Origin of the sequence: Pseudomonas sp. UYEF17 (assembly GCF_040546125.1) — a bacterium.
GTDB classification, from domain to species: Bacteria; Pseudomonadota; Gammaproteobacteria; order Pseudomonadales; family Pseudomonadaceae; genus Aquipseudomonas; species Aquipseudomonas putida_Z.
Genome location: NZ_JBEPNE010000002.1, coordinates 372,359 through 392,119 on the forward strand (window position 1 = coordinate 372,359; position 19,761 = coordinate 392,119).

Consider the following 19,761-nt stretch of genomic DNA (forward strand, 5'->3'; position numbering starts at 1 on the left):
TCCTCAGGCGTCGTCGTTGGCTTTGATCAGGCGGTCGTAGGCGTCCTGGTCGAGCAGGGCGGCCACGGCGCTGGCGTCGGCGGGAATGAAGCGGAAGAACCAGCCTTGGCCCATCGGGTCTTCGTTGACCAGTTCCGGGCTGTCTTCGAGTTGGTCGTTGATCTGGACCACTTCGCCGGTGAGGGGCATGTACACACCGCTGGCGGCCTTGACCGATTCGACGGTGGACGCTTCGCTGCCTTTCTCATACTGCTGCAACTCTGGCAGTTGCACGAAAACCACATCGCCAAGGGCGTTCTGGGCGTAGGCGGTGATGCCCACGGTGACGCTGCCATCGGCTTCGACGCGCAGCCATTCGTGATCTTCAGTGAAACGCAACTCGCTCATGGGGAATCCTCGGGAAGCAGGGCGTTAGGCGCAGTGGCTCCGCGCTCTTGGGGTTGGGATTCCCTTAGCAAAAATGCGGCCAATCGTTAAAAAACGTTATAAATCAATATGTTAATTATTTTGCGTATTCAGTTTGTCATACTTGTGGAATGAAAACGCTACAGCGGGAGGGGGATGAAAAAGGGTTTGGGGATCAAACCCTTGCACAGCCGTATCCGAATGGATGTGTATTGATTTGAATACGGCGTATTGAAATCGATACGGACCTGCCTGCAGGGCGCGAGTTACAGCCGCCAGCCCTTCAGGCAGTCCTTTTTGCGATGCCCGGTCTACGTAGTTCTACGTAGATCGCGCCCGTAGTACTGCGAATTTTCTTGTGGACCCGGGATGGCGAAAGTGTCGCCGTCCTTATCCGGACACATACAACAACAAAAGCCGTCGCAGGTTTACCACCCGCGACAGGAGAAAATTCGATGACCACACTGGCTACCCGAATTGCCTGGTTTGCCGTTGCCTTGCTTGGTGCATTTGCGCTGGGCACGCTTGCCCTGCGCAGGGGCGAAGCCATCAACGCCCTCTGGATCGTGACCGCAGCAGTTGCCATCTACCTCATTGCCTACCGTTACTACAGCCTGTTCATCGCCAACAAGGTGATGCAACTGGACGCCGCACGCGCCACGCCCGCCGTGCTCAACAACGACGGCCTGGACTACGTACCGACCAACAAGCACATTCTCTTCGGGCACCACTTTGCTGCCATTGCCGGCGCGGGCCCTTTGGTTGGCCCGGTGCTCGCCGCACAAATGGGCTACCTGCCCGGCACGCTCTGGCTGATCGCCGGTGTGGTCCTGGCGGGTGCTGTCCAGGACTTCATGGTGCTGTTCATCTCCACCCGTCGCAACGGTCGCTCCCTGGGCGAACTGGTACGCGAAGAGATGGGCTCCATCCCTGGTACCATCGCCTTGTTCGGTGCCTTCCTGATCATGATCATCATCCTCGCGGTGTTGTCGCTGATCGTGGTCAAGGCGCTGGCGGAGAGCCCCTGGGGCATGTTCACGGTAATGGCCACGTTGCCGATTGCAGTGTTCATGGGCGTCTACATGCGCTACCTGCGCCCAGGGCGTATCGGTGAGATCTCCGTGATCGGCGTGGTCCTGCTGCTGGCGTCCATCTGGTGCGGTGGCCTGGTCGCCGCCGACCCAGTCTGGGGGCCTGCCTTCACCTTCACCGGGTTGCAGATTACCTGGATGCTCATCGGCTATGGCTTCGTTGCCGCGGTACTGCCCGTATGGCTGATCCTGGCGCCACGGGACTACCTTTCGACCTTCCTCAAGATCGGGACCATCGTCGCCCTGGCAATCGGCATCCTGGTCATCGCCCCCGACCTGAAAATGCCAGCCGTTACCCACTTCATCGATGGCACGGGCCCGGTCTGGAAGGGCGCCCTGTTCCCCTTCCTGTTCATTACCGTGGCTTGCGGCGCGGTGTCTGGCTTCCACGCGTTGATCAGCTCGGGTACCACACCCAAGCTGTTGGCCAATGAAAGTCATGCCCGTTACATCGGCTACGGCGCGATGCTGATGGAGTCCTTTGTCGCGATCATGGCCATTGTCGCGGCATCGGTCATCGAACCTGGGATCTACTTCGCCATGAACAGCCCGGCCGCCGTGGTGGGTGGCGATGTCGCGACCGTGGCGGCTACCGTGAGCAGCTGGGGCTTCACCATAACGCCGGAAATCCTGCAACAGACTGCCGCCGACATTGGCGAGCACACCATCCTGGCTCGCGCCGGTGGAGCGCCGACCTTGGCCGTGGGGATTGCCCAGATCCTGCACCAGGCGCTGCCAGGCGAGAACACCATGGCGTTCTGGTACCACTTTGCAATTCTCTTCGAGGCACTGTTCATCCTCACTGCCGTCGATGCCGGCACCCGTGCGGGACGCTTCATGCTGCAGGACCTGCTCGGCAATTTCGTGCCGGCTCTGAAGAAGACCGACTCCTGGACAGCGAACCTCATCGCTACCGCAGGTTGCGTGGCCATGTGGGGCTGGCTGCTGTACCAAGGGGTGATCGACCCGCTGGGTGGCATCAATACCCTCTGGCCGCTGTTCGGCATCTCCAACCAGATGCTGGCCGGGATCGCGCTCATGCTCGGCTGTGTGGTGCTTATCCGCATGAAGCGTCAGCGATACGTCTGGGTTACCTTGATTCCAGCCGTCTGGCTGCTGATCTGCACCACTACGGCCGGTCTTATCAAGCTGCTGGACAAGGACCCCTCGATGGGCTTCCTGGCGCTTGCCAAGAAGTACAGTGATGCTGCCGCCGCAGGCCAGGTACTGGCGCCTGCGAAGGATCTGATGCAAATGCAGCACGTTGTGTTCAATGCCTATACCAACGCGACGCTGACAGCACTGTTCCTGTTGGTGGTCCTGAGCATTCTTTGTTTTGCCGTGAAGGTTGGGCGCCGTGCCTGGGTAATGCCCGAGCGCACCGACAAGGAATCACCGTTCCAGCCACAGCCGGACGCCTGAGAGGGCGCCCGGAATGTTCAATGACCTGAGCAAGATGGGTAAGTACCTGGGGCAAGCCGCCCGGATGCTGGTCGGCATGCCAGACTACGACGCCTATGTGGAGCACATGCAGCTCAAGCACCCGGAAAAGCCGCTGATGTCCTACGAGGCGTTTTTCCGGGAGCGACAGGAGGCACGTTACGGTGGTGGGAAGGGACGCCCTGTTCGTTGCTGCTGAGCGCTGACAAGCCCCGGCAGGCGCAACGTTCATCGTGGTGCTCTCGCATTGGAAGGCCGGCAGCAGGCATAGTGCTGTTGCCGGCCCGCTCCTGCATTGGAAATGACCATGCAACTCAAGCACAAGATCGTCACCCTCAGTGTGCTTCCACTCGTCCTTTCGGTCCTGTTCATCTGTGTCCTCGTGTTTGCCCAGAGCCGCAAGCTGGAGGAGGAACAGGCACGCCTGGTTGAAAGCAGCATCATGGCAGCAAAGAAGGCCGAGTTGAAAAACTACCTGGGCCTGGCGATGAGCCTCATCGCGCCGTTGTATGAAGGCAGCACCGATGATGAAGCAACTCGGCAGCGTGCACTGGAGATCCTGTCCCAAGCCAACTTCGGCCTCGACGGCTACTTCTTCGTGTACGACCAGCAGGGCAAGAACCTGATGCACCCGAGGCAGTCCGAGCTGGTTGGCAAGCAACTCATTACGCTGACCGACAAGAACGGGCTACCGGTCATCCAGGCGCTACTCAAGAGCGCCAGGGAGGGCGATGGATACCAGCTGTACGACTGGCAGAAGCCTTCTTCCGGGCAGATTACCGGGAAACTGTCATATGTCGTGATGCTGGACCGCTGGGGCTGGATGCTTGGCACAGGCATATACATCGACGATGTGGAGGTGGCGACCCGCAAGTCTCGGCAAGAAGTCGCTACCGGGGTACTGACCACGGTTCTGGCGATCGCCTCGTTTTCGTTGATTGCCGTACTGGTGATTTTTACCGGTGGCCTGATGCTGAACGTCAGTGAACATCGCCTGGCGGACCGTAAGCTTTCCACACTCAACCAGCGGATCGTGAACCTGCAGGAGGAGGAGCGCTCGCGGGTTTCGCGTGAACTGCATGACGGGATCAGCCAGGAGCTGGTGTCGATCAAGTTCCAGTATGAGCTGGCCGCCATCGAACTGGCCAACGGCCGAAGCGAGGGCCTGGAAAACCTGCGCAAAGGTACTTGCAGACTTGGCGCGGCGATCGGTGAGATACGCCGTATTTCCCATGATCTGCGCCCCTCGCTTCTGGACACGTTGGGGTTGTCGCCGGCCATCGAGCAACATGTCAGTGAGTTCGAGCAACGTACTTCGATTCACACTCAGTATGAATGTGAAATGGATGCGGCGGACATCGATACCAGCCTCAGGTTGACGCTGTTCCGCATCATTCAAGAGGCCCTGGCGAACGTGGAGCGTCATGCCAAGGCCACTGCAGCGATCGTTTCCGTCACGCAACAGCAGGGCATGATCGTGTTGCGTGTCGAGGACAACGGGGTAGGGTTCGATACCCGCGCAGCAGACGAATGCCACGGTATCGGCCTGAGGAACATTCGCGAACGAGTGGAGCACCACTCGGGTAGCGTCAACATCGCATCCTCTTACGGCCGTACCGAACTACAAGTGCAGATACCGGTTACGATCAGCTGAGCAGCTTTGCCACTCCAACCCTCGAGGCCCCCATGAGCGTAACCCATCCGGTCAGAATCGCCCTGGTCGACGACCATGTCCTTGTGCGTGATGGCGTCAAGGCCCTGCTGTGCGCGATCCCGCATTTCGAGGTGGTCGGCCAGGCCGAGTCAGCGGCCCAGGCAATCGAGCTGGTAGCGAGTACCGAACTGGACATCCTCCTGGTCGATGTAGGGCTTCAGGACATGAATGGGTTGGAGCTCACGCGCAGGCTGCGCGAACTCTACCCGGATATCAGGATCCTCATGCTGAGCATGTACGACAACCAGGAGTACGTGCGCACCTCAATCAGTTCCGGAGCGCTAGGTTACGTGCTGAAGAATGCGCCCTCCGCAGAGCTTATCGCGGCCATCGAGGCCATTGCTGCGGGAGGACGCTTCTACAGCTCGGAAATCACTCGCAAGCTCGCCGGGAGCAACCGGGACGAGCACGAGCTGACACCTCGTGAACTGCAAGTGCTGTCAATGATCGCCAAGGGGCACAACAACAAGAAAATGGCCCGAGAGCTGGATATCAGTGTCCGAACAGTAGAAACCTACCGGCTGAGCATCAGGCGCAAGCTCAACATCGATACGCCTGCGGCACTGGTGAAATACGCGCTGGAACACGGCCTGATTTCGATCTAGGCAAACCAGGGCAGCGCCAGATACAGCTTGATGACGATGACATTGATGATGTCGATGAAGAACGCCCCCACCATCGGCACCACCAGGAAGGCAATGCGCGAGGCTCCGTAGCGCTGGGTCACCGCTTGCATGTTGGCGATTGCCGTCGGCGTTGCGCCCAGGCCGAAACCACAGTGCCCGGCAGCCAGTACCGCTGCATCATAGTTGCGGCCCATGACCCGGAACGTGACGAATATCGCGAACAGTGCCATGACCAATGTCTGTGCGGCGAGCAATGCAAAGAACGGTAATGCCAGCGCTGAAAGGTCCCACAACTTGAGCGACATCAAGGCAATGGCCAGGAATAACGACAAGCTCACATTGCCCAAGACCGAGACTTCCCGTTCGAAAACTTGATAAAAGCCGAGCGCCGAAAGGCCGTTTCGCAACACCACGCCCACGAACAGCACGCAAACGAACGTTGGCAGTTCAAGTGCAGTGCCTTTCAGCAAACCGTTAAGTAACGAGCCTGCGAGCAAACTGACAGCGATCAGCGCCAATGTTTCGATAAATGAAAACGGTGTAATCAGGCGCTCTTTGTCCGGTTGTTCGAAACCTTTGGGCAGTTGTGGTGCTGCTTCTTCGATACCAGGTGTCGTTACCCGCTTGATCAGCAACCGGGCGACCGGGCCACCAATCAGGCCACCCAGTACCAGGCCGAAGGTAGCTGATGCCATTGCCAGTTCGGAGGCCGAGGCCAGGCCAAACTTTTCGGTGAAAGTGGCCCCCCAAGCAGCACCAGTGCCGTGGCCGCCGGACAAGGTGATGGAGCCAGCCAGCAGGCCCATCAGCGGGTCGAGCCCCAGTGCCGTTGCCAGGCCGATGCCCATCGCGTTCTGGACCAGCAGCAAACCGGTTACCACCAGCAGGAACACGGTAACCACGCGGCCACCTTTTTTCAGGCTGGCGAAGTCTGCACTCAAACCAATGGTGGCGAAGAACGCCAGCATCAGAGGGGTTTGCAGTGAAGTATCGAATTGCACGTGGATATCGAAACTGCGCAACGCCAGGAACGCCAAGGCCACTACCAGGCCGCCAGCGACAGGTTCCGGAATATTGTAAGTGCGCAGGAAACCAATACGCGCGACCAGGCCGCGCCCCAATAACAGTACCAAAGAGGCGGCTACAAGCGTCCCGTAAAAATCGAGTTCAAACATCAGGTGCTCTCGTTATATCCAGTAGCGGACCACTTCCCGCTATGGGGCGGACAAGTGGGGTGACAGGTGGGAATACACTGTCACCATTCTACGAGGCATCCGTGGGAGAGTATCTTTCACTGGCGTAGGAAAAGCCTGAATAACAACCGGATTATTACAATAACTATCAGGGGCCGCTTTGCGGCCCATCGCAGGCAAGCCAGCTCCCACAATTACCGTGACAACTTCGAGAGCAACGCCGTACCTGTGGGAGCTGGCTTGCCTGCGATGGGCTGCATAGCAGCCCCGTTGACGCTATCTGGCAGGTATCAGGCTTTGCCCGGTATTCCATATTTGCGCAGGCGCTGCGCAATGGCGGTATGTGAAGTTTGCAAGCGCACGGCCAGTTGCCGCGTCGATGGGTAGCTGGCGTACAGGCGTTGCAGCAGCTCGCGCTCGAAATCGCCCACGGCCTGTTCCAGGCTGGCCACTTCGCCGTCCTGGCCACGGGCGACCGAGGTGCCGGCGATGTCCAGGTCACCGATATCCACCAGGTTGCCCTCGCAGATGGCTGCAGCGCGGAATATCACGTTCTGCAGCTGGCGCACATTGCCCGGCCAAGGGTTGGCCAGTAGTGCCGAATGGGTGGCGGGGGTCAGCCGGCAGGGGGGGCGCTGGATCTGCGTGCAGGCCTGCTGCATGAAGAAATGCGCCAGCATCAGGATGTCCTGGCCACGGTCGCGCAGCGGTGGCACTTGCAGGTTGAGCACGTTCAGGCGGTAGAACAGGTCTTCGCGGAAGCTGCCTTCGGCGACCATGCGCTCCAGGTCGCGGTGGGTGGCGCTGATGATGCGTACATCCACCTTCACTTCGCGGTCGCCACCCACCCGGCGGAAGCTGCCATCGCTGAGAAAACGCAGCAGCTTGGCCTGCAGGTATGGCGACATCTCGCCGATTTCATCGAGAAATACCGTGCCCTGGTTGGCCAGCTCCATCAGCCCGGGCTTGCCGCCCCGTTGCGCGCCGGTGAAGGCGCCGGGGGCGTAGCCGAACAGTTCGCTCTCGGCCAGGCTCTCGGGCAGCGCGGCGCAGTTCAGGGCCAGGAATGGCGCCGCATGGCGGCTGCTGATGGCGTGGCAGGCGCGGGCTACCAGCTCTTTGCCGGTGCCGGTTTCGCCATGCACCAGCAGCGGTGCATCGAGCGCCGCCACGCGCAGGGCGCGGGCCTTGAGGGTGCGGATGGCCGGTGACTCGCCGAGCAGGGCATCGAAGCCTTCGGCATGGTCGTGGTGCATCGCCGACAGGCGTTCGCCCATGCGCGTGGGCGGGTACAGCGTCAGCAGGCCACCGGCGTTGGTGATCGGCATGGCGTCCAGCAGCAGGCTCTGACCATTTAGCTGCATCTCGCGCATGGGCAGGTGGAAGTTGTTGTCCAGCAGGGCCTGCAGCAGCGCCGGGTCGCCGAACAGTTCACCCACCGAGCGCCCGGCCGATTCGCGGCCGCACAGCTCGATCAGCGCCGGGTTGGCCAGCAGCACCTTGCCGGCACTGTCCACAGCCAGCACCGGGTCGCTCATCGCCGCCAGCAGGGCATCGAGCTGCAGGTGCCGGCGTTGGCCAGGGAGGATGTCGACCACGTCCACCGATTGCACGCCATGTACCTCGAACAGCGCGTCGTGCAGTTCTTCGAGCACGGCGGGGCTGAGGGTAGGGGCGTCGATGTAGACGTTCGGCGGTACCATCTCCACGGCGTCCAGGTTGAGGTTGCGGGCACCGAGCAGGGCGAGGACTTCCTGGGTGATGCCGACGCGGTCGATGAAGCTGACGTGGATGCGCATGGGGACGGTGCGGTTGTGGCTGGGGGAGGGCGGTAGTATGCCTCAACATTGTCGGGGCCGCTTTGCGGCCCATCGCGACACAAGGCCGCTCCTACAGGTACAGCGCCACGCCCGAAATTGGCGCGATCCCTGTAGGAGCGGCCTTGTGTCGCGAAGGGCTGCAAAGCAGCCCCCGGTTCTTGAAATCACTCCAGATGTTCAGGCTTGATCGGATCGCCCGACTTCACATCCAGCTTTTCGCGAATGTCCGCGAACATATGGTCATAAAGCTTGTGCGGCGAACCCAGGCTCTCGAATTTCTTCGGTGGCTTCAGGTACGACTGCGCCCTTCGGCTCAGTTGCATGAGGAAGCTGGGCAACACCTGGTCCTTGGCCAGGAAGAACTTTTCTTCCACTGGCTTGCCTTCGATGCTGCCATGCATCTTGAACTGGATGCCTCTGCCTTCCTTGGGATCCGACACTGCCTCGTATTCGATGTTCAGGTCATAGCTGTGGTCGTTCTGGTTCAGCGCGGTGCGCTCGATGTGTACATGACCGGGCTGGTACTGGGCCATGGCAAGCTCCTTTGGAAGGTCGAAAATGGCGGGCGCTGGCGCCCGCCCACTGCATTCAACGGTAGCTGATCCCCGGCTTCGCGGTGGAAACCCTCGTGCCGGCGGTGCCTTTGACGATGTCTTCGATGTTCTCCAGCGAACTGATCACTGCCACTTTGCCGGTGTTGCGGGCAAAGTCGCAGGCTGCCTGCACCTTCGGCCCCATGGAGCCGGCGGCGAAGCCGAGGCGTTCGAGTTCGTCGGGGTGGGCCTGGGCAATGGCCTTTTGCGTGGGCTTGCCCCAGTCAACATACGCCGCATCGACGTCGGTGGCGATTATCAGAAGGTCGGCGTCCAGCTGTTCTGCCAGCAGGGCCGAGCACAGGTCCTTGTCGATCACCGCCTCGATGCCCTTGAGCTTGCGGTTCTCGTCGTACATGGTGGGGATGCCGCCGCCGCCGGCGCAGATCACGATGCTGCTCTTTTCCAGCAGCCACTTGATCGGGCGGATCTCGAAGATGCGCTTGGGTTTCGGGCTGGCCACCACACGGCGGTACTTGTCGCCGTCGGCCTTGACCACCCAACCCTTTTCCTTGGCCAGGCGCTCGGCCTCTTCCTTGCCATAGACCGGGCCGATGAACTTGGTCGGGTCCTTGAAGGCGGGGTCGTTGGCGTCCACTTCGACCTGGGTCAGCAGGGTGGCGAACGGCACTTCGAAGGCCAGCAGGTTGCCCAGTTCCTGTTCGATCATGTAGCCGATCATGCCCTCGGTTTCGGCACCCAGCACGTCCAGCGGGTAGGCCTCGTCGGGCTTGTAGGACAGGCCCTGCAGCGACAGCAGGCCAACTTGCGGGCCGTTGCCGTGGGCGATGACCAGCTCGTTGCCTGGGTGGATCTTGGCGATCTGTTCGGTGGCGGTGCGGATATTGGCGCGCTGGTTGTCAGCGGTCATGGGCTCGCCGCGACGCAGCAGGGCGTTGCCGCCCAATGCAACAACGATACGCATGGGGAATGTCCTTTAACGAAAAGAATGAACTGCCGCTGCACGGAGGCTGCCGGGTTCCCTGTGGGAGCGGGCGTGCCCGCGAAGAGGCCAGGCCAGACACCATCAATGGTGCGGCTGACGCATTCGCGGGCATGCCCGCTCCCACAAGTACAGAGCAACCCTCCGGTAGGCGGGTATGGCTTACAGGTCAGCCAGTGTCGACACCAGGATCGCCTTGATCGTGTGCATGCGGTTTTCCGCTTGCTCGAAGGCGATGCAGGCCGGCGACTCGAAGACGTCGTCGGTCACTTCGATACCGTTGGCCAGGTCCGGGTACTGTTCGGCGATCTGCTTGCCTACCTTGGTTTCGGAGTTGTGGAACGCCGGCAGGCAGTGCATGAACTTGGTCCGCGGGTTGCCGGTGGACTTCATCAGCTGTGCATTCACCTGATACGGCTTGAGCAGCTTGATGCGCTCACCCCAGGCTTCGATCGGCTCACCCATCGATACCCACACGTCGGTGTGCACGAAGTCCACGCCCTTGACCGCGGCAACCGGGTCTTCGGTGAGGGTGATGCGCGCGCCGCTTTCCTCGGCGTACTTGCGGCAACGCTCGACCAGGTCGTCATGCGGCCACAGCGCCTTGGGCGCGGCGATGCGCACGTCCATGCCGAGCTTGGCGCCAATCAGCAGCAGCGAGTTGCCCATGTTGTTGCGGGCGTCGCCCAGGTAGGCGTAGCTGATGTCGTGCAGCGGCTTGTCGCTGTGCTCACGCATGGTCAGCACGTCGGCGATCATCTGGGTGGGGTGGTATTCGTCGGTCAGGCCGTTGAACACCGGAACACCGGCGAACTTGGCCAGCTCTTCGACGATTTCCTGCTTGAAGCCACGGTACTCGATGGCGTCGTACATGCGCCCGAGCACACGGGCGGTGTCCTTCATGCTTTCCTTGTGGCCGATCTGCGAGGAGGTCGGGTCGATGTAGGTGACATTGGCGCCCTGGTCATAGGCGGCCACTTCGAAGGCGCAGCGGGTACGGGTAGAGGTTTTTTCGAAGATCAGCGCGATGTTGTTGCCTTTCAGGTGCTGCTGCTCGGTGCCGGTGTACTTGGCGCGCTTGAGGTCGCGGGACAGGTCCAGCAGGTAGCGCAGCTCGCGGGTGCTGTGGTGTTCCAGGCTGAGCAGGTTGCGGTTGTGAATATTGAACGCCATGACTTTTCTCCTTGAGTTTGGTGAGCACACCGGCCGCCGCTTTGTGAGGGCGGCCGGGGGTAATGGTCGTTAGTAGTCGATCGGGTCGCGCACGATCGGGCAGGTCATGCAGTGGCCGCCGCCACGGCCCCGGCCCAGTTCGCCGGCGCTGATGGTGATGACTTCGATCCCGGCCTTGCGCAGCAGGGTATTGGTGTAGGTGTTGCGGTCGTAGCCGATGACCACGCCCGGCTCGATGGCCACCACGTTGTTGCCGTCATCCCACTGTTCGCGCTCGGCGGCAAAGCTGTTGCCACCGGTTTCGACCACGCGCAGCTTGACCCCAAGCTGCTCGCCCACCACCTCGATGAACGACTTGTTGATGCGGCGCACGTCCATGCCGTAAGGCTTGCTTTCGTCGGGACGGATGATGAACGGCACGATCTCTTTCACCACTTCCGGGAAGACCGTGACCAAGTCGCGGTCGCAGAAGCTGAACACGGTATCCAGGTGCATGGCGGCGCGCGATTTCGGCAGGCCTGCGACGATCACTTCCTTGACGGCGCCCTTGGCGAACAGGTTCTGCGCGAGCTGGCCGATAGCCTGGCGCGAGGTACGCTCGCCCATGCCGATCAGCACGATGCCCTTGCCGATCGGCATGACATCGCCGCCCTCGAGGGTGGACTGGCCATGTTCCTTGTCCGGGTCGCCATACCACACCTGGAAGTCGGCGTTGGTGAACTGTGGGTGGAACTTGTAGATGGCGGTAGTCAGCAGGGTTTCCTGGCGTCGCGCCGGCCAGTACATCGGGTTGAGCGTGACGCCGCCGTAGATCCAGCAGGTGGTGTCGCGGGTGAACTGGGTGTTGGGCAGCGGTGGCAGGATGAAGCTGGAGTGGCCCAGGTAGTCGTTGTACATCTTGACCACCTCGGCACCTTCGCTCTGCGGCAGGTCCTGCCCGGCGACGCCGCCGATCAGGAACTCGGCCAGGTGGCGTGGGTCGAGGCCTTCGAGCCAGCTGCGCACTTCATTGGTCAGGCCGACACCGACGGTGTCGGGGGTGATCTTGCGATCGAGGATCCACTTCAGTGCCTCGGGTTGCTGGACGATGTCGGTCAGCAGGTTGTGCATCTCCAGCACATCCACGCCACGCTCGCGCATCTTGGTGACAAAGTCGAAATGGTCACGCTTGGCCTGGTCGACCCAGATCACGTCGTCGAACAGCAGCTCGTCACAGTTGCTCGGCGTCAGGCGCTTGTGCGCCAGGCCCGGCGAGCAAACCATGACCTTGCGCAGTTTGCCGGCTTCGGAGTGGACACCGTACTTCTGTTTTTCAGCGGACATGATTTCATTCCTCCAGTTGAACGAAGACGTGGGTCAAAGAGTCAGGAAGCCGTCGTACAGGCCAAAGGCTGCCACCAGGGCGCCGATGACCACGGCTGCGAAGATCAGTTTTTCCACGTTGGTGAAGACAGGTTGGCCAACCTCACGCTTGGCCTTGGCGAACAGGATCGCGCCAGGTGCGTAGAGCAGGGCCGAGAGCAGCAGGTATTTCACGCCACCGGCGTAAAGCAGCCAGACGGCGTACAACAGGGCGATACCACCGATCACCAGGTCCTTCTGCCGTTCGGCCAGGGCCTGCTCGTAGGTTTCGCTACGCACTGCCAGCAGCACGGCATAGGCTGCCGACCACAGGTAGGGCACCAGGATCATCGATGTGGCCAGGTAGATCAGCGACAGGTAGGTGCTGTTGGAGAACAGCGTGATCACCAGGAAGATCTGCACCATGGCGTTGGTCAGCCACAGGGCGTTGGCCGGTACCTGGTTGGCGTTCTCGCGGCGCAGGAACTCCGGCATGGTGTGGTCCTTGGCGGCGGCGAACATGATCTCGGCGCACAGCAGCACCCACGACAGCAGGGCCCCGAGCAGCGAGATGATCAGGCCGACGCTGATCAGCACCGCGCCCCAGTGGCCGACCACATGCTCCAGCACGGCAGCCATCGACGGGTTCTGCAGCTTGGCCAGTTCCGGTTGGGTCATGATGCCCAGCGACAGTACGTTGACCAGCACCAGGAACAGCAGCACGGTGACGAAGCCGATGACCGTGGCCTTGCCCACGTCAGAGCGTTTTTCCGCCCGCGACGAGAAGATGCTCGCACCTTCGATGCCGATGAACACCCACACGGTGACCAGCATCATGTTGCGCACCTGGTTCATCACGCTGCCAAGCTCTGGTGTGCCCAAGGCCCAGATGTCGGCGGTGAAGATGTCGAGCTTGAAGGCGAACAGGCAGATCAGGGCGAACAGCAGCAGTGGCACCACCTTGGCCACGGTGGTGACCAGGTTGATGAACGCCGCTTCCTTGATACCGCGCAGTACCAGGAAGTGCACGGCCCACAGCAGCACCGACGCGCCGATGATGGCGGCCGGGGTGTTGCCTTCGCCGAAGATCGGGAAGAAGTAGCCCAGGGTGCTGAACAGCAGCACGAAGTAGCCGACGTTGCCCAGCCAGGCACTGATCCAGTAGCCCCAGGCCGAGGAGAAGCCCATGTAGTCGCCGAAACCGGCCTTGGCGTAGGCATACACCCCGCCATCCAGGTCAGGCTTGCGGTTGGCCAGGGTCTGGAACACGAACGCCAGGGTCAGCATGCCGACCGCGGTGATCGCCCAGCCGATCAGTACAGCGCCAACCCCTGCGCTGGCAGCCATGTTTTGCGGCAGCGAGAAGATCCCGCCACCAATCATCGAACCGACGACAAGTGCAACTAACGCGCCGAGCTTTAGTTTTCCGGATGAATCAGACATTTAACAACTCCTGCCAGGAGAAAGTTGACGAAAGAGTAAATCCGACGCCGCTGCCATTCGCTGACTTGGGTCAGTTCATGGCGACGTGAAGTAGGAAAATTCCTTCACGAAGCTCCTGGAGAGTGCCGACAACTTATGCTGCAGGGCTTGCACGCTGGCACCTCCATGTCCTTCTAGAGCAAACGCTCTGTTCAGCCTGCGATGCTTGAAGCTAGCCGCTTTTGCCGCTTTCGCAAATTTTTCACAAGAATTTCGAGTTTTATCGGATTCTTTTCTAGTTGCTCGGGAGCTGCTAGTTTTTACTCGAAGGGTGACATAGACAAAGCAGTTATTAGTGCTATAGCTTCATTGATCAGGATCATTATAAGTAACACCATTTATATGGCCCGCATGGCTGTTTCAAGCCCATGACAACGCGCAAAAAAAAGGAAGGCTCATGAGCGAACCGGGACAGAAGCTGCGCCTGGGCGCGCTGATCGCGTTGGTGGTCGGCTCGATGATTGGAGGCGGGATCTTCTCGCTGCCGCAGAACATGGCGGCGCGTGCCGATGTGGGGGCGGTGCTGATCGGCTGGGGTATCACCGCGGTCGGCATGCTGGCCCTGGCGTTCGTGTTCCAGACCCTGGCCAATCGCAAGCCGGAGCTGGACTCGGGGGTGTACGCCTACGCCAAGGCCGGCTTTGGCGAGTACATGGGTTTTTCCTCGGCCTGGGGCTACTGGATCAGTGCCTGGCTGGGCAACGTCGGCTACTTCGTGCTGCTGTTCAGTACCCTGGGCTTCTACTTCCCGGTGTTCGGCGAGGGCAACACGCCAATCGCCATCGGCTGCGCTTCGCTGCTGCTGTGGGCGGTGCATTTCCTGGTGCTGCGCGGCATCAAGGAAGCGGCGTTCATCAACCAGGTGACCACCGTGGCCAAGGTGGTGCCGTTGCTGATTTTCGTGGTGATCGCCGCGTTTGCCTTCCGCGCCGATATCTTCACACGTGACATCTGGGGCCTGAGCAACCCGCAGTTCGGCAGCGTGCTGGAGCAGGTACGCAACATGATGCTGGTCACCGTGTTCGTGTTCATCGGCATCGAGGGCGCCAGTGTGTATTCCGGGCGCGCCCAGCGCCGCTCGGATGTGGGCAAGGCCACGGTGATCGGTTTCCTGGGGGTACTGGCGCTGCTGGTGCTGGTCAACGTGCTGTCGCTGGGGGTGATGACCCAGCCGGAACTGGCCGGGTTGCAGAACCCGTCACTGGCCTCGGTGCTGGAACATATCGTCGGGCCCTGGGGCGCCTTGCTGATCAGTATCGGTCTGGCGATTTCGCTGCTTGGCGCGCTGTTGTCGTGGGCGTTGCTGTGCGCCGAGATTCTCTTTGCCACGGCGCGGGACAAGACCATGCCGCGCTTCCTGGCCAAGGAAAACGCCAATCACGTGCCGGCCAACGCCCTGTGGCTGACCAACTGCATGATCCAGGGCTTCCTGCTGATCACGCTGTTTTCTGCCGGTACCTATACCAGCCTGATCTACCTGGCCTCGTCGATGATTCTGGTGCCCTACCTGTGGTCGGCGGCCTACGCCGTGCTGCTGGCGGTGCGTGCAGAAACCTACGACGGGCAGCCGGCCCTGCGCCGCAAGGACCTGCTGGTGGCGCTGGTTGCCCTGGTGTATGCAGTGTGGCTGTTGTACGCCGGCGGGCTCAAGTACCTGTTGCTGTCGGCGCTGCTGTACGCGCCGGGCGTGATCCTGTTCGCCAGGGCCAAGCATGAGCAGGGAAAAACCTTGTTCACCACCTGGGAAAAGCTGATCTTCGCCGCCGTGCTGGCAGGTGCCGCGCTGGCGGCCTATGCCCTGTACTCAGGGCTGCTGAGCTTGTGACGGGGCAGGGCAGGGGGCGTGCTCGGGGCGGGACCAGATCCACAGGTTGCCCAGGGTCATGCCGGCAATGGCCAGGAACACCGGCCAGCGGTGTTCCAGGAATGTCAACATCAGGCCCGCGCACAACAGCATGCTGAGGGTCGCGCTGACCTTGGCCCGGCGCTGGATCACCTTGCCATTGCGCCAGTTGTGCAGGATCGGCCCGAACAGCCGGTGGTTCTCCAGCCAGGCAGACAGGCGCGGCGAACTGCGCGTGGCCGCCCAGGCGGCCAGCAGGATGAATTCGGTGGTCGGCAGGCCGGGAATGACGATCGCGACCAGGCCCACGCCCAGGCTCACGTAAGCCAGGAGCGCATACAGCAGGCGGGCGAGTTTCGAGCGGGCGGGTCGGGTCATGGTCTCACTGCATAAAACGGTTCGGCCACCGGTAGGGTGGCCGGCTACGGCGTGTCAAACCAGCGCGGCATCCGCGGCGTAGGCGTGCTTGAGCAGCTCGGTGAAGCGCTCGAAGGCAGCAACTGCGCCGCGTTCGGCAGCGGCTTCCTCTTCGGCCGACAGGACCAGGCCATCAAGAATGCGGGTGAACTGCTTCCAGCCTTCGGCACGGCCACCGGCCGGTTCGCCCAGGTGTCGGGCACCGAAGCTGTCGGACAGTTCCAGGGCCACGGCACGCTTGATCAGAAACGCAGCGCCCAGTTTGGAGCCTTCGGAGACGAAGATCCAGCCCATTGCCTCGCCCAGGCTCGGGTTGCGCAGGGCTCCTGGCACGGCTGGCGGTACTTCGGTGTCGAGGTCGGCGAGGTCCAGGCGGGCCTGTTCGGCGCGGCAGCGCTCCGCCAGGTCGGGGACGATGGCAATCAGTTGCGGGTCGTTGTACAGGGCCTGCAGCTCGGCCTGGAACAGGTACTGAGCGACCACGAAGCGGGCGAAGCTTTCGCGGCTGTCGAAGGGCGCGTGGGCTTTGACCAGGGCATCCAGTTCGGCGTGGGGGGCGTGGGTGATCTGGTTGAGGCGCTGGGAGCGCAGGGCTGGGCGGTCGGTCATGGGGCAGTCCTTGGAAAAGGGGGCGTCTAGAGACAAGACGAAACAGTGGGGCTGGGACAGTAAAAAAATCGGGTTTTCGTGTTGTCTGTACTGGCCTCTTCGCGGGCATGCCCGCTCCCACAGGTCCAGCGCAGGCCCAAGGGCTGCGCAGTATCTGTGGGAGCGGGCGAGCCCGCGAAGAGGCCGGTGCAGGCGCAACGGGTCAGATATCCCAAACCACATTGATGCCGAAGTTGCGCCCCGGCATGGTCAGGCGGTCGATGTTGGCCGGCTGGGTCACGGCCGCTTCACCCTGGCCGTCGTAGCTGCGTACCGAATCCCACTGCCAGTACTTCTTGTCGGTGAGGTTGTACAGGCCGGCGTTGATGGTCACATCGTCGGTGACCTTGTAGTAACCGGTCAGGTCCAGCACCCCGTAGCCGGGGGTACGGAACTTGGAGCTCGAGCCGTCGGGCGAGTAGAAGGTGCTGTCGTCGACGCGGGTCTTGCGCTTGACCAGTGTCCAGCTCAGCAGGCCGCCGTAGTGCTGTTGTTCGTAACCCAGGCCGAACACGCCCTTGAGCGGGTTGACGCTGTTCAGTGGCTCGCCGGTGTCATCGTTGCGGCCATAGGTGTAGGCGATCGAGCCCTGGGTATACAGGCCCTGCGGCGCACCGAAGTGGTCGAGGTTCAGGCGGCCCTTGACCTCGGCACCCTTGATGGTGGCGTGCTTGATGTTGTTGGCCTTGAAAGTCTGCTCCAGGTTGGCGCTTTTCACGGCGTCCTCGTCGATGAAGTCGCGGTACTTGTTGTAGAACACCGCCACGTCGAAGTTGCCAGCGTCGAAGTTGCCACGCAGGCCGGTTTCATAGCTTTTGCTCTTTTCAGGCTCCAGGCCCGGATTGCCTTCTACCCGGTAGCCTTGCTCGATGTTCTGAAACTTGCCGTACATGGATTTGGCAGTCGGGGTGCGGAAACCTTCGGCGTACTGGCCATACCAGGTGTAGTTGTCGTTGAAGGCGTAGGTCAGGCCGAACTTGGGCGAGACGCGGTGCCACTTCTTGTCCGAGTCGTCCTGAGAGGTAGGCGCGGTACCGGTGGACTCCAGGCCACGCAGGAACTCCTTGGTGAACCTGGGCTCCATGCGCGTGTAGTCGTAACGAGCGCCAGGCATGAAGGTCCAGTTGTTCCAGCGGATTTCATCCTGCACGAACAAGCTGTAGGTGTTCACGGTCGGGTCCGGGAAGTCGCTGACCAGGGCCTGGCCGTCTGCCGGGCGCTCGGCGCCAGCGCCGGTGCAATCTGAGCCAACGGCCAGGCAGGTGCCGGTGCCACTGCGCGAACCGGTGACCTTCTCGTGCTTGAGGGTGGTGCCGTAGGTCAGCAGGTGGTCGGTGGCGCCGAGGCTGAAGGCCTTGTCCAGCTGGGCGTCGAATACCCACTGGCGGTCCTTGTAGAGGGTGTCGCGGGTACGCAGCACCTGACGGCCAGGTGGTGCGTAGACTTCTTCGGTGTGCTGGTCGGTCTTGGCGATCTGATAGTTCAGGCTCCACTTCACATGGTCGGCCACCAGCGAATCCAGGCCGAACTCATGGTTGATGCCAAAGCGTTCGCGGGTGATGGTGTCGTTGCCAGTGCGCGCCTTGTAGTAACCCGAGGCACCAAAGCCAGGAATGAACGGCCCGCCCACCGCACTGAGGATGTTCTGGTCGCGGTCATCCTTGTAGCGTTCGTAGGTAAAGCCCAGGCGCGCGTCGTCGGCGTAGTTCCAGCCCAGCTTGGCCAGCACGTTTGTGGTGCGCACGTCCATCGGGTTGGCTTCGGTACGGGCCAGGCCGTCACCGCTGTGGCCGCCGTGGGTCTCGGTTTCGTGGCCGTTGCGCTGGCTCAGGTGCAACAGGCCGTCGAAGTCGCCCTGGCGGCCGGCGACAGTGGCGGAGGTCAGCCAGCTTTCATCGGCCGAGCTGTAGCCGGTCTTCAGACGGGCACCTGCGTCCTTGCCGGGCTTGATGATGTCGTCCGGGTCGAGGGTGAAGTAGCTTACCGCACCGCCGATGGCGTTGCTGCCGTACAGCACCGAAGCCGGGCCGCGGAGGATTTCCACACGCTTGACGATCTCCGGGTCCACGTAGTTGCGCTGGGTCTGGGCGTAGGGGCCGAAGAAGAAGCTGTCGGGGATCGACACGCCATCGACCTGGGTGAGGATGCGCTCGCCGTCGATGCCACGGATGTTGTAGCCGTTCAGGCCGCTGCGCTGGCCGGTGCCGGCTACCGACACGCCCGGTTCGTAGCGCACCAGGTCCTGGATGTTGTTGACGTTCTGCCGGTCCAGTTGCTCGCGGGTCTGCACGCTGACGGTGCTCGGCACCTGGCTGACGTCCTGGGCGCTGCGGGTGGCGCTGACGGTCACCTGCTGCAGGGCAATCACATTGGCGCTGGCCTGGCGTTCGAGCACCACATTGCCGTTGCTGATCTTGCGAAAGCCCAGGCCGGTGCCGTGCAGCAGGCGCTTGAGTGCGGCTTCCGGCGGTAGCGAACCCTGCACCCCTGGCGATGCCACGCCGTCGGCCAGTTCGGCGCTGAAGCCGACCTGCCAGCCGGTGACCTGGCTGAAAGCATTGATGGCCGAAACCAGCGGCTGCTGGCCGATGCTGAAGCGGTAGTCGCCCATGCGCGGGCTGCTGGCCTGTGCCGGCTCGGCGGCCAGTGCCGGCAGGCTGATGGCGCCGCTGGCGAGCAGGGCGAGGTTCAGTAGGGAAAGGCTCAGGAGGGACAGTTGCCCTCCATGGCGAGGAAGGGTGGAGGGGCGGGTAGGACCTGTGGACATCGGAAGCGCTCCCTGACGCGCGGACTGTTATAGGTGATGGCTGTCCTCGTTTTCAAACGAGAATCAGTTGCATTGGCTATAACGAGACGGGCGGGGTAGCGTGAGTGCGTAAAAAAAGTTGGATTGCGGTCTGGCAATCTGTATCGCGATTTCCGTGGGAGCGGGCATGCCCGCGAAACAGGCACCGCGGTGGATGGCACGGGCTTTGCCCGTGTTCGCGGGCACGCCCGCTCCCACAGGGACCGTGTCGGGTTTCAGATTTGCG

The 19,761-nt window shown here is 61.7% G+C and carries 16 protein-coding genes; 5 read left to right on the forward strand and 11 right to left on the reverse strand.

The genetic code is table 11. The features are described from left to right. Positions 1 to 3 precede the first annotated feature (3 nt). A complete protein-coding gene (gene gcvH / locus ABIB24_RS04555) occupies positions 4 to 387 on the reverse strand; it encodes a glycine cleavage system protein GcvH (protein ID WP_137163065.1) in 384 nt (127 codons plus the stop codon). A 473-nt stretch (positions 388 to 860) separates the two neighbouring features. Between gcvH and ABIB24_RS04560 the strand changes: the two genes are divergently transcribed. The 4 genes from ABIB24_RS04560 (at position 861) to ABIB24_RS04575 (ending at position 5,255) form a co-directional block, all read left to right on the forward strand. Beyond that, positions 861 to 2,918: a carbon starvation CstA family protein gene (locus ABIB24_RS04560; RefSeq protein WP_025337847.1), complete on the forward strand. Its 2,058-nt coding sequence runs from the start codon at positions 861 to 863 to the stop codon at positions 2,916 to 2,918. Between the two features lie 13 nt (positions 2,919 to 2,931). Further along, on the forward strand, positions 2,932 to 3,135 hold the full coding sequence (locus ABIB24_RS04565; RefSeq protein ID WP_003257949.1) for a YbdD/YjiX family protein: 204 nt from the start codon (positions 2,932 to 2,934) through the stop codon (positions 3,133 to 3,135). A gap of 108 nt (positions 3,136 to 3,243) precedes the next feature. Continuing rightward, a complete protein-coding gene (locus ABIB24_RS04570) occupies positions 3,244 to 4,590 on the forward strand; it encodes a cache domain-containing protein (RefSeq protein ID WP_025337848.1) in 1,347 nt (448 codons plus the stop codon). 32 nt (positions 4,591 to 4,622) lie between these two features. After that, entirely contained in the window at positions 4,623 to 5,255 is a 633-nt protein-coding gene (locus tag ABIB24_RS04575) for a response regulator (protein ID WP_025337849.1), read from the forward strand. Here ABIB24_RS04575 and gltS read toward each other — a convergent pair. The 7 genes from gltS to arcD (ABIB24_RS04610) all read right to left on the reverse strand — a co-directional run bounded on the left by gltS (position 5,252) and on the right by arcD (ABIB24_RS04610) (position 13,782). Beyond that, a complete protein-coding gene (gltS, locus tag ABIB24_RS04580; RefSeq protein WP_137163066.1) occupies positions 5,252 to 6,451 on the reverse strand; it encodes a sodium/glutamate symporter in 1,200 nt (399 codons plus the stop codon). The two genes, ABIB24_RS04575 and gltS, sit on opposite strands and share 4 nt — an antisense overlap. Positions 6,452 to 6,759: 308 nt before the next feature. Next, positions 6,760 to 8,268: a transcriptional regulator GcsR gene (gene gcsR, locus ABIB24_RS04585; protein WP_137163067.1), complete on the reverse strand. Its 1,509-nt coding sequence runs from the start codon at positions 8,266 to 8,268 to the stop codon at positions 6,760 to 6,762. Between the two features lie 185 nt (positions 8,269 to 8,453). Then, positions 8,454 to 8,822: a DUF5064 family protein gene (locus tag ABIB24_RS04590; protein WP_025337852.1), complete on the reverse strand. Its 369-nt coding sequence runs from the start codon at positions 8,820 to 8,822 to the stop codon at positions 8,454 to 8,456. A 55-nt stretch (positions 8,823 to 8,877) separates the two neighbouring features. Next, positions 8,878 to 9,807 carry a carbamate kinase gene (arcC, locus tag ABIB24_RS04595; RefSeq protein WP_003257953.1) on the reverse strand — a complete coding sequence of 310 codons (930 nt, stop codon included), beginning with the start codon at positions 9,805 to 9,807 and terminating at the stop codon, positions 8,878 to 8,880. Positions 9,808 to 9,987: 180 nt separating this feature from the next. Beyond that, the gene (locus ABIB24_RS04600) at positions 9,988 to 10,998 is read right to left on the reverse strand and encodes an ornithine carbamoyltransferase (protein WP_025337853.1); all 1,011 of its coding nucleotides are present in this window, start codon (positions 10,996 to 10,998) and stop codon (positions 9,988 to 9,990) included. Positions 10,999 to 11,067: 69 nt separating this feature from the next. Further along, positions 11,068 to 12,321 (reverse strand): arginine deiminase, encoded by a 1,254-nt coding sequence (gene arcA, locus ABIB24_RS04605; protein ID WP_137163068.1) that lies wholly within the window; start codon positions 12,319 to 12,321, stop codon positions 11,068 to 11,070. A 33-nt stretch (positions 12,322 to 12,354) separates the two neighbouring features. Continuing rightward, complete coding sequence (gene arcD, locus ABIB24_RS04610; RefSeq protein ID WP_085616769.1) at positions 12,355 to 13,782, reverse strand: arginine-ornithine antiporter; 1,428 nt, start codon at positions 13,780 to 13,782, stop codon at positions 12,355 to 12,357. A gap of 436 nt (positions 13,783 to 14,218) precedes the next feature. On the opposite strand from arcD (ABIB24_RS04610), the gene arcD (ABIB24_RS04615) reads away from it, so the two are divergent. Further along, positions 14,219 to 15,646, forward strand: coding sequence for an arginine-ornithine antiporter (arcD, locus tag ABIB24_RS04615; protein WP_137163069.1), 1,428 nt, complete (start codon positions 14,219 to 14,221; stop codon positions 15,644 to 15,646). On the opposite strand, the gene ABIB24_RS04620 is transcribed toward arcD (ABIB24_RS04615), so the two are convergent. From ABIB24_RS04620 to ABIB24_RS04630, 3 genes are all read right to left on the reverse strand, one after another. Further along, entirely contained in the window at positions 15,626 to 16,042 is a 417-nt protein-coding gene (locus tag ABIB24_RS04620; protein ID WP_075043892.1) for a YbaN family protein, read from the reverse strand. The genes arcD (ABIB24_RS04615) and ABIB24_RS04620 overlap by 21 nt on opposite strands. 54 nt (positions 16,043 to 16,096) lie before the next feature. Continuing rightward, positions 16,097 to 16,690, reverse strand: coding sequence for a biliverdin-producing heme oxygenase (locus ABIB24_RS04625; RefSeq protein ID WP_137163070.1), 594 nt, complete (start codon positions 16,688 to 16,690; stop codon positions 16,097 to 16,099). Between the two features lie 202 nt (positions 16,691 to 16,892). Further along, positions 16,893 to 19,496 carry a TonB-dependent receptor gene (locus tag ABIB24_RS04630; protein WP_137163072.1) on the reverse strand — a complete coding sequence of 868 codons (2,604 nt, stop codon included), beginning with the start codon at positions 19,494 to 19,496 and terminating at the stop codon, positions 16,893 to 16,895. Positions 19,497 to 19,761 lie beyond the last annotated feature (265 nt).

Bases quoted from the DNA above. Each gene is read 5' to 3' on its own strand.
- gcvH (WP_137163065.1), bottom strand. From the start codon at position 387: ATGAGCGAGTTGCGTTTCACTGAAGATCACGAATGGCTGCGCGTCGAA.
- ABIB24_RS04560 (WP_025337847.1), top strand. From the start codon at position 861: ATGACCACACTGGCTACCCGAATTGCCTGGTTTGCCGTTGCCTTGCTT.
- ABIB24_RS04565 (WP_003257949.1), top strand. From the start codon at position 2,932: ATGTTCAATGACCTGAGCAAGATGGGTAAGTACCTGGGGCAAGCCGCC.
- ABIB24_RS04570 (WP_025337848.1), top strand. From the start codon at position 3,244: ATGCAACTCAAGCACAAGATCGTCACCCTCAGTGTGCTTCCACTCGTC.
- ABIB24_RS04575 (WP_025337849.1), top strand. From the start codon at position 4,623: ATGAGCGTAACCCATCCGGTCAGAATCGCCCTGGTCGACGACCATGTC.
- gltS (WP_137163066.1), bottom strand. From the start codon at position 6,451: ATGTTTGAACTCGATTTTTACGGGACGCTTGTAGCCGCCTCTTTGGTA.
- gcsR (WP_137163067.1), bottom strand. From the start codon at position 8,268: ATGCGCATCCACGTCAGCTTCATCGACCGCGTCGGCATCACCCAGGAA.
- ABIB24_RS04590 (WP_025337852.1), bottom strand. From the start codon at position 8,822: ATGGCCCAGTACCAGCCCGGTCATGTACACATCGAGCGCACCGCGCTG.
- arcC (WP_003257953.1), bottom strand. From the start codon at position 9,807: ATGCGTATCGTTGTTGCATTGGGCGGCAACGCCCTGCTGCGTCGCGGC.
- ABIB24_RS04600 (WP_025337853.1), bottom strand. From the start codon at position 10,998: ATGGCGTTCAATATTCACAACCGCAACCTGCTCAGCCTGGAACACCAC.
- arcA (WP_137163068.1), bottom strand. From the start codon at position 12,321: ATGTCCGCTGAAAAACAGAAGTACGGTGTCCACTCCGAAGCCGGCAAA.
- arcD (WP_085616769.1), bottom strand. From the start codon at position 13,782: ATGTCTGATTCATCCGGAAAACTAAAGCTCGGCGCGTTAGTTGCACTT.
- arcD (WP_137163069.1), top strand. From the start codon at position 14,219: ATGAGCGAACCGGGACAGAAGCTGCGCCTGGGCGCGCTGATCGCGTTG.
- ABIB24_RS04620 (WP_075043892.1), bottom strand. From the start codon at position 16,042: ATGACCCGACCCGCCCGCTCGAAACTCGCCCGCCTGCTGTATGCGCTC.
- ABIB24_RS04625 (WP_137163070.1), bottom strand. From the start codon at position 16,690: ATGACCGACCGCCCAGCCCTGCGCTCCCAGCGCCTCAACCAGATCACC.
- ABIB24_RS04630 (WP_137163072.1), bottom strand. From the start codon at position 19,496: ATGTCCACAGGTCCTACCCGCCCCTCCACCCTTCCTCGCCATGGAGGG.